This window comes from Ruegeria sp. YTSA072 (genome assembly GCF_059610285.1).
The window spans coordinates 156,719-172,444 of record NZ_JBXWNI010000007.1; the positions used below are offsets into that span (position 1 = coordinate 156,719).

The 15,726-nt window shown below is 57.4% G+C and carries 14 protein-coding genes; 11 read left to right on the forward strand and 3 right to left on the reverse strand.

Annotated elements, in window-relative coordinates; translation table 11 throughout:
* Positions 1-3: 3 nt before the first annotated feature.
* Genes AC2FIB_RS13940 through AC2FIB_RS13950 form a run of 3 tightly spaced genes read left to right on the forward strand, consistent with a single transcriptional unit; the run spans position 4 to position 3,770 of the window.
* Positions 4-1,089 (forward strand): microcin C ABC transporter permease YejB, encoded by a 1,086-nt coding sequence (locus AC2FIB_RS13940; RefSeq protein ID WP_058279808.1) that lies wholly within the window; start codon positions 4-6, stop codon positions 1,087-1,089.
* Positions 1,090-2,196: an ABC transporter permease gene (locus AC2FIB_RS13945; RefSeq protein WP_108861177.1), complete on the forward strand. Its 1,107-nt coding sequence runs from the start codon at positions 1,090-1,092 to the stop codon at positions 2,194-2,196.
* The gene (locus AC2FIB_RS13950; protein ID WP_496842273.1) at positions 2,193-3,770 is read left to right on the forward strand and encodes an ABC transporter ATP-binding protein; all 1,578 of its coding nucleotides are present in this window, start codon (positions 2,193-2,195) and stop codon (positions 3,768-3,770) included. The genes AC2FIB_RS13945 and AC2FIB_RS13950 overlap by 4 nt, the downstream gene beginning before the upstream one ends.
* A gap of 20 nt (positions 3,771-3,790) precedes the next feature.
* On the opposite strand, the gene AC2FIB_RS13955 is transcribed toward AC2FIB_RS13950, so the two are convergent.
* Both AC2FIB_RS13955 and hemN read right to left on the reverse strand, forming a co-directional pair.
* On the reverse strand, positions 3,791-5,719 hold the full coding sequence (locus AC2FIB_RS13955; RefSeq protein WP_496842275.1) for an elongation factor G: 1,929 nt from the start codon (positions 5,717-5,719) through the stop codon (positions 3,791-3,793).
* A gap of 177 nt (positions 5,720-5,896) precedes the next feature.
* A complete protein-coding gene (gene hemN, locus AC2FIB_RS13960) occupies positions 5,897-7,252 on the reverse strand; it encodes an oxygen-independent coproporphyrinogen III oxidase (protein ID WP_496735707.1) in 1,356 nt (451 codons plus the stop codon).
* A 64-nt stretch (positions 7,253-7,316) separates the two neighbouring features.
* Between hemN and fnrL the strand changes: the two genes are divergently transcribed.
* Complete coding sequence (gene fnrL / locus AC2FIB_RS13965; RefSeq protein ID WP_496726626.1) at positions 7,317-8,057, forward strand: transcriptional regulator FnrL; 741 nt, start codon at positions 7,317-7,319, stop codon at positions 8,055-8,057.
* Between the two features lie 64 nt (positions 8,058-8,121).
* Entirely contained in the window at positions 8,122-8,376 is a 255-nt protein-coding gene (locus tag AC2FIB_RS13970) for a GlsB/YeaQ/YmgE family stress response membrane protein (RefSeq protein WP_496735709.1), read from the forward strand.
* Positions 8,377-8,420: 44 nt separating this feature from the next.
* On the opposite strand, the gene AC2FIB_RS13975 is transcribed toward AC2FIB_RS13970, so the two are convergent.
* Positions 8,421-9,260 carry a universal stress protein gene (locus AC2FIB_RS13975; protein WP_496735711.1) on the reverse strand — a complete coding sequence of 280 codons (840 nt, stop codon included), beginning with the start codon at positions 9,258-9,260 and terminating at the stop codon, positions 8,421-8,423.
* 195 nt (positions 9,261-9,455) lie between these two features.
* Here AC2FIB_RS13975 and ccoN point away from each other — a divergent pair, with 195 nt between their 5' ends.
* From ccoN to ccoG, 6 genes are all read left to right on the forward strand, one after another.
* Positions 9,456-11,063 carry a cytochrome-c oxidase, cbb3-type subunit I gene (ccoN, locus tag AC2FIB_RS13980; RefSeq protein ID WP_472724515.1) on the forward strand — a complete coding sequence of 536 codons (1,608 nt, stop codon included), beginning with the start codon at positions 9,456-9,458 and terminating at the stop codon, positions 11,061-11,063.
* A gap of 13 nt (positions 11,064-11,076) precedes the next feature.
* Positions 11,077-11,805, forward strand: coding sequence for a cytochrome-c oxidase, cbb3-type subunit II (gene ccoO / locus AC2FIB_RS13985; protein WP_058272496.1), 729 nt, complete (start codon positions 11,077-11,079; stop codon positions 11,803-11,805).
* Positions 11,806-11,816: 11 nt separating this feature from the next.
* Entirely contained in the window at positions 11,817-12,053 is a 237-nt protein-coding gene (locus tag AC2FIB_RS13990) for a cbb3-type cytochrome oxidase subunit 3 (RefSeq protein ID WP_472724514.1), read from the forward strand.
* Entirely contained in the window at positions 12,050-12,913 is an 864-nt protein-coding gene (ccoP, locus tag AC2FIB_RS13995; RefSeq protein WP_496735713.1) for a cytochrome-c oxidase, cbb3-type subunit III, read from the forward strand. Before AC2FIB_RS13990 ends, ccoP begins: the two co-directional genes overlap by 4 nt.
* Positions 12,914-13,321: 408 nt before the next feature.
* Positions 13,322-14,197 (forward strand): LysR family transcriptional regulator, encoded by an 876-nt coding sequence (locus AC2FIB_RS14000; RefSeq protein ID WP_496735715.1) that lies wholly within the window; start codon positions 13,322-13,324, stop codon positions 14,195-14,197.
* Between the two features lie 100 nt (positions 14,198-14,297).
* Positions 14,298-15,725: a cytochrome c oxidase accessory protein CcoG gene (ccoG, locus tag AC2FIB_RS14005; RefSeq protein WP_496842276.1), complete on the forward strand. Its 1,428-nt coding sequence runs from the start codon at positions 14,298-14,300 to the stop codon at positions 15,723-15,725.
* The last annotated feature ends 1 nt before the right edge of the window (position 15,726 follow it).

Here is a 15,726-nt window from a genome sequence, read left to right on the forward strand (position 1 = left end):
CCCATGGGAGCATATATTCTTAGACGACTGTTGCTGGTCATCCCAACCCTGCTTGGGATCATGATCGTCAACTTCACGCTGGTTCAGTTCGTTCCTGGCGGACCGATTGAACAGATCATCGCCCAATTGGAAGGTGGCGGTGATGTGTTCGAAGGAATCGCCGGCGGCGGCAGTGACATCGAGCAACAGACCGGCGGCACGAATGACCGCTACATTGGTGCGCGGGGCCTTCCGCCCGAGTTTATCGAAGAGCTGGAAAAGGAATTCGGGTTCGACAAACCTCCGGTTGAGCGGTTCCTCAACATGATGGGCAATTACCTGACACTGGACTTTGGTGAGAGCTATTTTCGGTCGATCAGCGTAACCGATCTGGTGTTAGAAAAGATGCCGGTGTCGATCTCGCTGGGTCTGTGGTCCACGCTGATCGCGTATCTCGTGTCGATCCCGCTGGGCATTCGCAAGGCGATTAAGGACGGGTCACAGTTTGATACCTGGACCAGTGGCGCGATCATCGTAGCCTACGCTATTCCCGGCTTCTTGTTTGCGATCCTGCTGTTGGTTCTGTTTGCCGGGGGATCATATTGGCAGATATTCCCGCTTCGGGGGCTGACCTCGGATAACTGGGACAGCCTCAGCCTGTTCGGTAAGATCGTTGACTACTTCTGGCACATTGCCCTGCCGATTATCGCGCTGACGATTTCGGCCTTTGCGACGCTGACTCTGCTAACCAAGAACTCGTTCCTGGACGAGATCAAAAAACAATATGTCATGACCGCCCGCGCCAAGGGTCTGAGCGAAAGTCAGGTTCTGTACGGCCATGTTTTCCGCAACGCGATGCTGATCGTAATCGCCGGATTCCCGGCGGTTTTCATCGGCGTCTTCTTCGGGGGGTCGATCATCATCGAGACGATCTTCTCGCTTGACGGTCTCGGCCGTCTGGGGTTCGAGGCAGCCGTTGCGCGGGACTATCCGGTGATCTTCGGCACTCTGTTCATCTTTGGCTTGATGGGGTTGGTTGTCGGCATCATCAGTGACCTGATGTATGTGCTGGTCGACCCGCGCATCGATTTCGAAAAGCGGGAGGGGTAAATGGCGCTTTCCCCACTCAACCAGCGCCGCTGGCGCAATTTTCGTCGTAACGGGCGTGCATTCTGGTCGCTGATGGTCTTTTCCGTCCTTTTCGGCCTGTCGTTGTTCGCCGAGTTCATCGCCAATGACAAACCGATCCTCGTTAAATACCGGGGTGAGTTTTATACGCCGATCTTCAACTTCTACGCGGAAACCGAATTCGGTGGTGATTTCCAGACCGAGGCGATCTATCGCGACCCCGAGGTTCAGTGTTTGATCGACAGCGGTGGCATCGAAGACTGTTTTGACGACCCCGAGGGGATTATCGACGAAATCAAGGCCGGTACATTCCAGGCAGAAGGGTACGAACGTGGTTGGGCCGTCTGGCCGTTGATACCGTATTCCTTCAACACCAGTGTTGATCGCCCCGGTGCAGCACCACTGCCACCCAACGGACAAAATCTGTTGGGCACGGATGACACCAAGCGCGACGTGTTGGCCCGGGTGATTTATGGCTTCCGACTGTCGATTTTGTTCACGCTCATGGTCACGGGTGTGGCCAGTCTGGTTGGCATATTCGCAGGTGCCATTCAGGGCTTTTTCGGAGGCTGGCTGGACCTGATCTTCCAACGGATCATCGAAATCTGGTCAGCGACGCCTTCGCTTTACGTCATCATCATCATGTTCGCCATTCTGGGTCGAAGTTTCTGGCTGCTTGTCGCGCTGATGATCCTGTTCAGCTGGACCGGGCTTGTGGGAGTTGTGCGCGCCGAGTTCCTGCGGGCGAGAAATCTGGAATATGTGCGCGCTGCGCGGGCACTGGGTGTGGGCAATATGACAATCATGTTCCGCCACATGCTGCCCAACGCGATGGTCGCAACGCTGACCTTCATGCCCTTTATCGTGACGGGCACCATCGGCGGCCTGGCCTCACTGGATTTTCTGGGCTTCGGCCTGCCGTCTTCCGCCCCGTCTTTGGGTGAGTTGACCTTGCAGGCCAAGCAGAACCTGCAGGCACCTTGGCTGGCCTTCACCGCCTTTTTCACCTTTGCCATCATGCTGTCGCTACTGGTCTTCATCTTCGAAGGCGTGCGCGATGCATTTGATCCCAGAAAGACCTTTTCATGAGCCTGCTGGATGTGAACAACCTCAAGGTCTCGTTCCGTCAGGACGGGCAGGTGAGCGCAGCAGTCAAGGGGGTGTCCTTTACTGTGGATCGGGGTGAAACGGTTGCGCTGGTGGGCGAATCCGGATCTGGCAAATCAGTCACTGCGCTGTCGACAGTTTCTTTGCTGGGTGACAGTGCGATTGTCGAAGGTTCGGTCACCTATGAAGGGCAGGAGATGATCGGCGCGTCTGACCAGCGCCTGATGGATGTGCGCGGCAACGATATCAGCTTCATCTTTCAGGAGCCGATGACCTCGCTCAACCCGCTGCACACGATCCAGAAACAAATGGCCGAGTCACTGGCCCTGCACCAGGGTCTGACAGGTGATGCAGCACGGGCCCGGATCGTCGAACTGCTGACCACGGTTGGCATTCGCGATCCCGAGGAGCGCCTGGACAGCTATCCGCATCAATTGTCAGGTGGCCAACGCCAACGCGTCATGATCGCCCTGGCACTTGCCAACAAGCCCGATATACTGATCGCGGATGAGCCGACAACGGCCCTGGATGTGACCATTCAGGCGCAGATCCTCGAATTGCTGGCCGAGCTTCAGAAATCTGAGAATATGGGGATGCTTTTCATCACCCACGACCTTGGGATCGTGCGCCGTATCGCCGACCGGGTCTGTGTGATGAAGGATGGCGAGATTGTCGAAACTGGCGCGACCCAGGAGATCTTTGACAACCCCCAACACCCCTACACCCGCAAGCTGCTGGCGGCCGAACCATCTGGTCACCCCGATCCTGTGGCACCCGACGCCGAAGAAGTGGCGCGCACCGATCACCTTAAGGTCTGGTTCCCGATCCAGCGCGGGTTCCTGAAACGCACAGTTGGCCATGTGAAGGCGGTGAACGATGCAACGCTCAGCGTACGCGCCGGTGAAACCTTAGGGATTGTGGGCGAAAGCGGCTCGGGTAAGACAACGCTGGCGCTGGCGATCATGCGGTTGATTGCGTCCGAAGGGGCGATAACCTTCCGCGATCAGGATGTACGCCGCTGGTCGACGCGAGAGTTGCGGCGCTTGCGCAAGGATATGCAGATTGTGTTTCAGGACCCATTCGGAAGCCTCAGTCCCCGGATGACTTGCCAGCAGATCATTGCCGAGGGGCTGGCGATTCACAAGGTCGACCCGCACCGCTCGCCACGGGAACTGGTGACCGAAGTGATGACCGAAGTGGGCTTGGACCCGGCTGCGATGGACCGCTATCCGCACGAATTCTCGGGCGGGCAACGTCAGCGTATTGCCATTGCACGAGCCATGGTCCTCAGGCCCAAATTGCTGGTTCTGGATGAACCGACCAGCGCCCTGGATATGACTGTGCAGGTTCAGATCGTCGACCTGTTGCGCGATTTGCAGCGTAAGTACGGATTGGCCTACCTATTTATCAGCCACGATCTGAAAGTCGTGCGTGCGATGTCCCACAATGTGATTGTCATGCGAAACGGTGACGTGATCGAAATGGGGTCAGCCGAAGATCTGTTCGAAAACGCCCAGACAGACTATACCCGCGAACTGATTGCGGCGGCGGGCTGAAACCAGCCCGCCTGGGGCTTTCAGGCATTCGCTGTTTCGCGTGCCGCGGATTTTGGAACCGGGCCGCGAAGTTCTTCGTAATGATCGAATTGCAGTTTTACCCACCCCGTGCCGCGTGTCGCGCTGGCGAGGGTGCGGTGTAACTCGTCTTCGGCCACAGCAGGCAGTTGGGCATTGAAAATCTCCCATCCAGACGCGTTGGGATTGCCTTCAAAGCCCAGAACCTGACCCTGCAGCGAACTGATCGTAGGCACCAGGTCGCCCACGAAATCCGAGGGCAAGTGGATTTCGGCGTTCAGGATGGGTTGCAGGACCACCGGTTTCGCCTGCGGCAAAGCCTCTCGAACCGCGTTCTTGCCCGCAGTGCGGAACGCATAGTCGGAACTGTCGACGTTGTGATGCTTGCCATCGCTGAGTGTGACTTTGACATCCACAACCGGGAACCCCTCGGGCCCTTGCACCAGAGCGTCCTTGGCCCCGTGTTCGACCGAAGGGATATAGTTTCTGGGAACAGCGCCCCCTTTGACGATCTCTTCGAATTCGAACCCGGCCCCGCGTGGGGTCGGTGCGATCGAGATCACCACATCGGCAAACTGTCCCGCGCCGCCGGATTGTTTACGGTGGCGATGACGATGTTCGATCGGTGCGCGGATGGTCTCGCGATAGGCCGTCTCAACCGAATGGGTCTCAATCTCGATACCGAAGTCTTCAGCCAGCTTGGCGCTGACCCGGCGCATATGCTGAGGCCCTTGCGATCCCAGAACGGCATGACCGCTCAGTTCATCGTGCTGCAGGTGCAGTCCGGGGTCAATTTCGACCAGTCGGGATAACGCGTTGGACAGGCGTACATCGTCGCGCTCATGTGCAGGCGACACAATTTGTCGGTGGGCGGCCGGATGGGCCTCGGCCCATTCCGGTAACGGTGTGGCTCCGGTGCTGTCGTACAGGTTGCCGGGGTTGAGGTGGTCGGATTTCACGGCCAGCCCGATCTGGCCAGCTTCCAATTCCGAAATTTGTGTTTTGGCATCCAGTGTCGTCAGGTTGCCAACCGTTTCGCCGCCCAAAGCTTCATGCGCTTTGACGCCCTTGCCCAGACCGCGCAGCACGATGATTTTTCCGATGTGCTTTTTGACATCCGCGAACCCGGCAATTGCGCGCGCGTCTTCGGCTGCTTCGTCCCGCCCGGCGGCGATATTGAATTCTGGGGCTTCGTGACGAAGCGCTTTCATCAAACGGGTCAGCCCGTTGCCGTGGCTGGCAGACCCCAGGCAGGCCGGGATCAACTGATGGCTTTGCAGAACCTGCGCGGCCAGATCATAGATTTCTGCGCTGGGCGGCTGTTTGTCCTCGATCAGTTGTTCCAGCAGATGATCATCGAAATCTGAAAGCGTCTCCAACAATTCTGTTCGGGCTTCCTGTTCCCGGTCTTCAACGGACTGCGGAAGTTCGATCAGGGCCGAGGGTTGCCCTTCCTGATACTTCCATGCCCGTTCCGAGATCAGGTCGACCGCGCCGATGATCGCCTCGCCATCGCGGATTGGAACCTGCCGCAATGCGATGTGGTGTGTGCAATAGGTTTGCAGAGCGGCGATGATATCGCGGATACGTCCGTTTGGGGTGTCCATGCGATTGATGAACAGAAAGCAGGGAATACCCGCCTCTTCGACCAGCCGCAGATAAGGGGCGCAAAGCACGGCGGCGTCCGGGTCGGGCGGTACGACAACGACAGCAGCATCCGAGATCGCCATGGCAGGGCCGACGTAAGCCATGGTGTCGCTGCCACCATTCACGTCGATGGCACACCAGGGTTCGTCCAAGTAAGAAAAACCGTGCAAATGCACGGTTCCGGAAACGTCGAATGTGGTTGGCCGGCCATCAAGGCGGCTGATGGCCTCGACCAGTGTTGTTTTGCCCGAGTGGCTGGGGCCGAGGACAGAAAAAACGCGCATGAATGCAGTCCCTCTTTCAAGTTGCAGAACGGCTGCACGAAAAAGGCGGTCGAGCGCGAACGCGTCGGCACATACTGTCTGGTACTCTGCCTGCCTCAGGCACGGGGCGGATTTCCACCCGCCCTACAAGTGTGGGGAAAACCCACCCTCCGCGTCAAGTCCTGTCCTGCGTTGGTATCAGATCGCCGAGCTGTGTCCCGCCTTGCTCAGATCATAGGCATCAAAGGTGCGGGCGACCATTCGGGTCAGCGCGCGCGCCTCGGGCGGGATGAACAGGCCGTCTTCAGAGATGCTTAGCAACCCGTCGAAGGTTGCGTTTGCAGTCTGATACATCTCCTGCAATTCCGCGACGGTGATGTTGTGGTCGCGCAGTATCTCGGCGGTATCTATCCGGAAATCGCACATCAACGCTTCAATCAATCGGGCGCGCAAGATGTCTTGGCCTTTGAACAAATGCCCACGGGATATTGAGAACCCGCCCTCGCGGATCGCTTTGGTATGTGCTGACGTCGCGGGTGCGTTCTGGGCGTATCCTTGCGGGAATCGTGAGATCGAGCTCGCACCAATCCCGATCAAAACGTCGGACTGATCGTCGGTGTAGCCCTGAAAGTTGCGCTTTAGCCTTCCCGTGTTCAGTGCGTGCGTCAGCCCGTCATCCTGCGTGGCAAAGTGGTCAATGCCGATTTCGGCATACTTGTCCCACAGAAACAGGCGCCGGGCCGTATCGAACAGATCCAGGCGGTCTTCGGGCGTTGGCAGGGCATCCGTCGGGATCAGCTGTTGCCGCTTGGCCATCCACGGCACATGCGCATACCCGTACAACGCCACCCGGTCCGGGCTGAGCGACAGCAATTTCTGCACGCTTTCAGTCATCCGCGCCTTGGTCTGGTGCGGCAGACCATACAGAATATCGGCATTCAGGCTGGCGATGCCGCGCGCGCGGATCATTTCTATGGCCTTGCGGGTGGTGTCGTAACTTTGGATGCGTCCGATGGTTTTCTGGATTTCGTCGTCGAAATCCTGCACGCCGATAGACGCACGGTTCATGCCGGCCTCGGCCAATGCATCGAGCCGACCCTCGTCAATCTCGTTCGGGTCGATTTCGACCGAGAATTCCGCATCCGGCCCCAGCGGGACAATCTCAAGAATCCGGGCGGCCAGATCGCGCATCAGATCGGGGTTCAGCAGGGTGGGTGTACCACCGCCCCAATGCAGGCGCGAAAGGGTTACCCCCGCAGGAAGGTGGGCGGCCAGTAGGTCCAGCTCGGCCTTGAGGACATCCACATAGGCGATCACCGGGTTGTCGGTCTGAGTGCCTTGCGTCCGGCAGGCGCAAAACCAGCACAGCCTGCGGCAGAACGGGACGTGGACGTACAGCGACACGGAACTGCCGGGCTTGATCCCGGAAATCCAGTCGCCAAAAAGGCCTGGCCCCACATCGTTGCTGAAATGAGGGGCGGTGGGATAGCTTGTGTAACGCGGGACTTTCGCGTCAAATAGTCCAAGCCTTGATAATTGCGGTTTCACTATCATAGCGATACCGTTAAGGCACGGCCGTCTACGAAACCTTGACTGAGATCAAGTGAAAGCGCGAACGATGCTAAAAGCACAGATTGATCATACCAATTGTTCCGAATGCCCCATTCGGCATCGCGCCGTCTGTGCGCATTGTGATGCTGATGAGTTGGAAGAGCTTGAAGGCATTAAGTATTACCGTAGCTTCGAAGCTGGTCAGACAGTCATCTGGTCGGGCGATCAGATGAACTTTGTGGGCTCTGTCGTGTCAGGAATTGCCTCGTTGACCCAGACGATGGAAGATGGGCGAACCCAGATGGTTGGCTTGTTGCTGCCCAGCGATTTCGTCGGTCGGCCGGGCCGTGATTCTGCGCCTTATGATGTGCAGGCCACAACTGATCTGGTCATGTGCTGTTTTCGCAAGAAGCCATTCGAACAACTGATGAACGACACGCCCCATATTGCGCACCGGCTGCTTCAGATGACGCTGGATGAACTGGATGCCGCGCGTGAGTGGATGCTGGTGCTGGGGCGCAAGACGGCGCGCGAGAAGATTGCAAGCTTGCTGTCAATCATTGCCCGGCGGGACGCTTCAATTGCGCCCAAGCAAAAACCTGGCCCGATTGTCTTTGACCTGCCGCTGACACGCGAGGCTATGGCAGATTATCTGGGATTGACCCTTGAAACCGTAAGTCGCCAGATTTCGGCCCTGAAGAAAGAGGGGGTCATCGAGTTGGAAGGCAAACGCCACGTGACAATCCCCGATATGCGGCGTCTGATGGACGAGGCTGGCGACGACTCGGATGGCGGCTTTCTGATTTAAGCCTATCCTGCTGCCTTCAGCCGTGATTTACTGAATCCGTGAATGAACCACGCAGGAGTAAGGCATGGAATTCAGTAGCATTTTGGCAATGCTGGTCATCGGTGCGATCGCCGGGTGGCTTTCGGGAAAAATTATGGAAGGCCGCGGGTTCGGCCTGATCGGGAACATCATAGTCGGGATCGTGGGCGCCTTTCTTGCAGGTCTGATTTTCCCGGCGCTGGGCTTTTCGGTTGGCGGCGGCGTGTTTTCGTCAATATTCTTCGCAACCATCGGCGCGGTCATACTGTTGTTTGTGATTGGTCTCATAAAACGCGTCTAGGCCATCCGTCCGAACGGAAGGCCCTGAATAGGAAACACGCCTGATCAGTGTGCCAGAAACACTGGGACCGAAGCTTGTTCCAGCATGTTGCGAGTCGCCCCGCCCAGGATGGCTTCGCGGAACCTTGAATGACCATATGCACCCATAACGATCATGTCCGCCTCACTATCTTCGGCGTGCCTGTTCAGGATGTCTGAGACACGGGTCATGGTTTTGCTGAGCACATCAATTTCACATTTGGCCCCATGACGAGCCAACATCTGAGACAGCAGCCCACCGGGGTCAGAGCGGTCGGGGCCGTGGCGCGGCGGGTCGATAACGACAATTCGGACCAGATCAGCTTGCGTCAGGAAAGGCAGGGCGCACCGGATGGCGCGCATGGCTTCGACACTTTCATTCCACCCGATCAGCACAGTACTAGGACGCTCAAAGGGCGCTGAGCTATCAGGCGTGACCAGAATTGGCGCGTGACCCTCGAACATGGCGGCTTCGACAATTGGTTCGGCCTCGGCGCTGCGGTCTTTGCCATAAGGTTTAGGCAGGACAACCAGATCCGAGAACCGGGCACGATGCGCTACGTGCCGACCAATATCGGCGATCTGAGCGACCCCGCTTTCGGCAGACCAGCGAATATCGGATTTGCCCAGATATTCCTGAGTTTGCGTCAGCAGTTCGTCGGCGTCTGCGTTGGCCCGGCTCAGCGTTTCTTGCAGGACCAGAGCATTTGCACCTGCGTAATAATAGCCCGCTTGGCTGCGATCGACGCCAAGGCATAGCGCTTCAGCATGCGCATCCTGTGCATTTGCCAGCGCAACCATTTGCGCCAAGGCTGATTGTGATTGTCTCGAGTCCGTTACGACTGTGAGAAGAGATTTGTACGCCATTTTGACCTCTTGTCTTCAGGGCTAAGTGGCATGCGGCCATGCAACTCAGTCTAAGGCTTAGGATTGTCACAGATTTCGGGCTATTGTCTTGATACAGATCAAAGCGAGGTTGGCCGCTGTCCGACAAAACAACGGCCAGTCAAAAGGGTTCCGCGACAAATAAGAATCGCGCGGGGCATGGCAAAGGGACGCAATATGTCAAATTACATCAAGCTGATCGTGCTTGGTCTGATCGCGATATTCGCGGCGATCGGAACCAATTACGCACGCGATTTGGCGTATCAGGTGCATGCAATTCTGGTGATGCTGATCGCCGGTGGATTGTTCATCTGGACGCTGAGAAATACGGATGAGCCAGATATCCTCGTCGACCGTTCGGCCGAGTACATGGATGACGTGATCCGCTATGGCGTGATCGCAACTGCCTTCTGGGGGGTGGTCGGGTTCCTTGCGGGGACCTTTATCGCCTTTCAGTTGGCCTTTCCGGTGCTGAACTTCGAGTGGGCACAAGGCTATCTGAACTTTGGCCGTTTGCGTCCGTTGCACACCTCGGCTGTGATTTTTGCCTTTGGTGGTAACGCGCTGATCGCGACGTCTTTCTATGTGGTCCAGCGCACAAGCGCTGCGCGCCTATGGGGCGGCAATCTGGCGTGGTTCGTGTTCTGGGGCTATCAGCTGTTCATCGTTCTGGCAGCAACCGGCTATGTGCTGGGTGGAACGCAGTCCAAGGAATACGCGGAACCCGAATGGTACGTTGACCTGTGGCTGACCATCGTCTGGGTGGCCTATCTGGCCGTATTCCTGGGTACGATCGTCCGGCGGAAAGAGCCCCACATCTACGTGGCGAACTGGTTCTATCTGGCGTTCATCGTGACCGTTGCCATGCTGCACTTGGTTAACAACATGACCATCCCGGTCAGCGTTTGGGGGTCGAAGTCAGTCATCGTCTGGTCGGGCGTACAAGACGCCATGATCCAGTGGTGGTACGGCCACAACGCCGTGGGCTTCTTCCTGACCGCGGGCTTCCTGGGCATGATGTACTATTTCATCCCGAAACAGGCCGAGCGCCCGGTATTCAGCTACAAGCTGTCGATCATCCACTTCTGGGCGCTGATCTTCCTGTATATCTGGGCCGGTCCGCACCACCTGCATTATACCGCGCTGCCGGATTGGGCGTCGACGCTGGGCATGGTGTTCTCGATCATCCTGTGGATGCCGTCCTGGGGTGGTATGATCAACGGTCTGATGACCCTGTCGGGCGCGTGGGACAAGCTGCGTACTGACCCGGTGATCCGAATGATGGTGATCTCGGTCGGGTTCTACGGCATGTCCACGTTCGAGGGGCCGATGATGTCGATCCGTGCGGTGAACTCGCTGTCGCACTATACCGACTGGACCATTGGTCACGTACACTCGGGCGCGCTGGGCTGGAACGGCATGATCACCTTTGGTGCGCTGTATTTCCTGGTGCCTGTGCTGTGGAAACGTGAGCGTCTGTATTCGCTGCAGATGGTCAGCTGGCACTTCTGGCTCGCCACTATCGGTATCGTTCTGTACGCCGCGTCGATGTGGGTGACCGGTATCATGGAAGGCCTGATGTGGCGTGAAGTGGATGCCAACGGCTTCCTGGTGAACTCGTTCGCTGACACCGTGGCTGCCAAATTCCCGATGTATGTGGTGCGTGCTTTGGGTGGCGTGATGTTCGTCGCTGGTGCGTTGATCATGTGCTACAACCTGTGGATGACTGTGCGGAAAGCGCCGGCCAAAGAGGCCAGCCTGACCGTCGCGGTCCCGGCTGAATAGGAGGGCCGGAGCAATGGCAATTCTCGACAAACATAAGATCCTCGAGACCAACGCGACCCTCCTGCTGATCTTCAGCTTTTTGGTCGTGACCATCGGTGGCATCGTGCAGATCACCCCGCTGTTCTATCTTGAGAACACCATCGAGAAGGTGGAGGGCATGCGCCCTTACACCCCTCTCGAAATGGCGGGCCGTGACATCTACATCCGCGAAGGCTGCTATACCTGCCACAGCCAGATGATCCGCCCGATGCGGGACGAGGTCGAACGCTATGGCCACTACTCGCTGGCGGCCGAGTCGATGTACGACCACCCGTTCCAATGGGGGTCCAAGCGTACTGGACCTGACCTGGCGCGTGTGGGTGGCCGCTATTCCGACCAGTGGCACGTGGATCACCTGCGTGACCCGCAGTCGGTGGTTCCGGAATCGGTGATGCCGAAATACGGCTTCCTCGAGCATCGCAAGATCGACGGCAAGTATATCGGTGACGTCATGGCGGCGAATGCTGTTGTGGGCACGCCCTATACCGAAGAAATGCTGGCAAATGCGCAGGCGGATTTTCGTGCGCAGGCCGACCCGGACAGCGACTATGATGGTCTTCTGGAACGATACGGCGACAAGGTTAGCATTCGAAACTTCGACGGTCAGCCGGAACTGACCGAAGCCGATGCGTTGGTTGCTTATCTGCAGATGCTGGGAACACTGGTCGATTTCTCGACCTTCACCCCAGACCCGAGCCGCTAAAGGAGGGTGTGATGGAAGAATACACAATCCTGAGGCAATTCGCGGATAGCTGGATGCTGTTGGTACTGTTTGTCTTCTTTGTTGGCATCGTGATCTGGGTTTTCCGTCCCGGAGCCAGCAAAGAATACAAGGACACCGCCAACATCCCGTTCCGGCACGAAGATGCCCCTGCGCCCCTCAAGGGTGACGAAACAGCTGCGCCCCGTGGGGGCGACAAACCCGCCACATCCAAGGAGGCGCGGCAATGAGCAAGATACCTGAAAAACAGCCGGGCGATCCGAATACCACGGGCCACAGCTGGGATGGCATCGAGGAATTCGACAACCCGATGCCACGCTGGTGGCTGTGGACCTTTTACGTCACGATCATCTGGGGTGTGATCTACACGATCATGTATCCTGCCTGGCCGCTGGTTCAGTCCGCAACTGCGGGCGTGCTTGGCTGGTCTTCACGAGAATTGGTGCAGGAAGAGATCGTTTCCTTCGAAGAGGCCAATGCGCCGTGGAACGCCAAACTGGTTGAAACCTCGCTTGAGGATGTCTCGAAAGATCCCGAGCTGCAGCAATACGCGGTCAATGCGGGCGGCGCGGTATTCCGGACATGGTGCGCACAGTGCCACGGTTCGGGTGCACAGGGTGCGCCGGGTTTCCCGAACCTGCTGGATGACGCATGGCTCTGGGGTGGTTCGCTGGAAGATATCGAGACCACCATTGCCTATGGTATTCGGAATGAAGAAAGCGACGACGCGCGCTATTCCGAGATGCCAGCCTTCGGTGAAATCCTCGAAAAAGAAGAAGTCACCCAAGTCGTGCAATACGTCATGTCTCTGACCAATGCGCAAAGCGATGATGCGGCGGCGCAGGCGGGCAAAGTTGTTTTTGAGGACAACTGTTCCTCTTGCCATGGCGAAGACGGCAAGGGCGATGTCACCCAAGGTGCTCCGAACCTGACCGATGCGATCTGGCTATACGGCGGCAGCCAGGAAGCCCTGACAGAAACGGTGACCAACAGCCGCTTTGGTGTGATGCCTGCATGGGAAAATCGCCTGAGCGACGCGCAAATCCGCGCTGTCACCGCATATGTTCACCAGTTGGGTGGCGGTCAGTAACCGCAAAAGAATACCTTCGGACGGTTCGCCGTCCGAAGGTTGAGGCACCGGCTGTTCCATCTGTTCGCGCGTTTCCTGAACAGCCGGTGCTGCCTCTCTACTTTACAAATCACCAGCGAGGCGGTCCAGACGCGGGCTTCGGTTTGCTAGTCGCATTGCGAAAAACTGGCGCGTTTGTGCTGCCTCCACCAATGACTTTCCGGCAACCAGCGTTGCTTTTGTCTGTCAGATTGATCCGATGATTTTGGTTCATCCAACTCATGTGTCTGGGTGGCAATCATGAATGACTTTGCAAGAATTGAGAGCATCTGACATCTCCTGAGTTTTGTTTCTTCTGTCATCAGGATTGATTTTCAGACTGCAAAATGCGACTCAATTAGCATTTCTATATGTAATCAGGGCTTACATATGAACTGGATGGAAATGCCGCCCCTCGCATCGCTCAGAGCTTTTTCCGCTTTTGCGGCGACACGGAATGTGGTGGAAGCGGGAAACTCACTGAATGTCAGCCACGCTGCCATCAGCCAGCAATTGCGCGCGCTTGAGAAGCACCTCGAAATTGCGCTGTTGGACCGCACCGGCAAATCCATGACCTTGACGCCAGAAGGTGAAAGGTTAGCGCGCGCACTGCATCTTGGGTTCGGTGCGATTGGCGATGCCTTGGTAGAACTGACCCAATCCAAACAGGATCGTCCGGTTCATGTATCTTTGACGTCGTCCTTTGCGGCGTCATGGTTGATGCCCCGCCTGCCTGCATTTCAGGCCGAACACCCGGATATCCAATTGGCGCTTGATCCGTCACCTGCACTGGTCAGCCTGGATCCCGGTGGTGTCGATGTGGCCATCCGCTATGGCGCGGGCACATGGCCCGGTGTCCGTACAGAAATGTTGCTGCAAAGCCCTATGGTGATCGTCGCGGCCCGCAATCTGGTGGGGGAAAAAACGTCGTGGACGCCAGACGAGCTCAGCGAACTGCCCTGGCTGGAAGAGTTCGGCACCACCGAGGCAACCAACTGGCTGGCCCGACGTGGTGTCGGGCACGGGCCAAATGCAGGGCGAATCTCATTGCCCGGCAATCTGCTTTTGGAAGGGTTGCGCGCGGGGCAGGGCGTAACCGTCACGGCGCGGCATTTTGTCGAAGCAGAAATCACGTCGGGCCAAATCATCGAACTGTTTCGCGAGCCCGAAAACAGCGGATATCACCTTGTTACTGGCGATTTCCCTCTGCGTCCGGCGGCAAAAACTTTTATTGCATGGCTCAGGCGGCAAGCTGGTAAGATGTGACAAAAGGTGTCTGCACGATGCGCTTTTGACCCATGTCAAAGTGACTAACTTTGTGTTCTGGAACAAGACACCGTGATATAGCCACATCTGGAGCCAGCCCGTGAGCGATTCCGACCCCGCACCCAGCCTTTACGCCGCACGAGAACCCATATTTCCGCGTCGCGTGTCCGGGCCGTTTCGCAATCTGAAATGGATCATTCTCGCGGTCACATTGGGGATCTATTACATCACCCCGTGGATCAGATGGGACCGGGGGCCCAGCCTACCGGATCAGGCGGTGTTGCTGGATTTGGCCAACCGCAGGTTCTATTTCTTCTGGATCGAGATCTGGCCGCATGAATTCTACTTTGTTGCCGGTCTGTTGATCATGGCCGGGTTGGGGTTGTTCCTTTTCACCTCGGCGCTGGGGCGCGTGTGGTGCGGATATGCCTGCCCGCAGACGGTTTGGACTGACTTGTTCATCCTTGTCGAACGCTGGATTGAGGGGGATCGGAATGCCCGGTTGCGCCTGCATCGTCAGGAAAAGCTAGACTTTCGTAAAGCGCGGTTGCGGCTGACGAAATGGGCTGCCTGGCTCTTGATCGGTCTGGCGACCGGTGGTGCCTGGGTGTTCTATTTCGCCGATGCGCCGACGCTTCTGCGGGACCTTGTGACCGGGAACGCCCATCCGGTTGCCTATACGACAATATTGATTTTGACGGGAACGACCTTCCTGTTCGGTGGCTTCGCGCGCGAACAGATCTGTATCTATGCCTGCCCATGGCCGCGGATTCAGGCGGCGATGATGGACGAGGATACACTGGTCGTCGGGTACCGTGAATGGCGTGGTGAGCCGCGTGGTAAGGGCAAACGAACTGCGGATTCCGAGCTGGGGGACTGCATCGACTGTATGGCCTGCGTCAATGTCTGCCCGGTTGGGATCGACATTCGCGACGGACAGCAATTGGAGTGCATCACCTGTGCGCTGTGTATCGACGCCTGTGACGACATGATGGCCAAGATCGGCAAACCGCGTGGTCTGATCGACTATATGGCTCTGAGCGACGAAGCCAACGAGCGGGCAGGTAAGCCTCCCAAAAATGTCTGGAAACATATCCTGCGGCCCCGGACCCTCCTGTACACGGCCCTTTGGTCACTTGTCGGCTTTGGGCTGCTGTTTGCCCTGTTCATCCGGTCCGACATCGAAGTTACCGTGGCCCCGGTTCGCAACCCGACCTTTGTCACCCTGTCCGACGGTACGATCCGTAATACCTATGACGTGCGCGTGCGGAACAAACATGGCGAGGAACGGCTGTTCAAGCTGTCTCTGTCCGGTGATCCGGCGATGCGGATCGTGATCGAAGGCACGCCACTTGATACGGTGAATGTCACGGCGGATACTGCGCAATTGCAGCGGGTCTATATTATCGCCTCGAAAGACACGGATCCGGCAGCGGCGGACGCGACACCGGTTCGGATCTGGATCGAGGATATTGAAAGCGGTGAGCGCGCCTACAAGGACACGACGTTCAATGGACGAGGAAACTGAG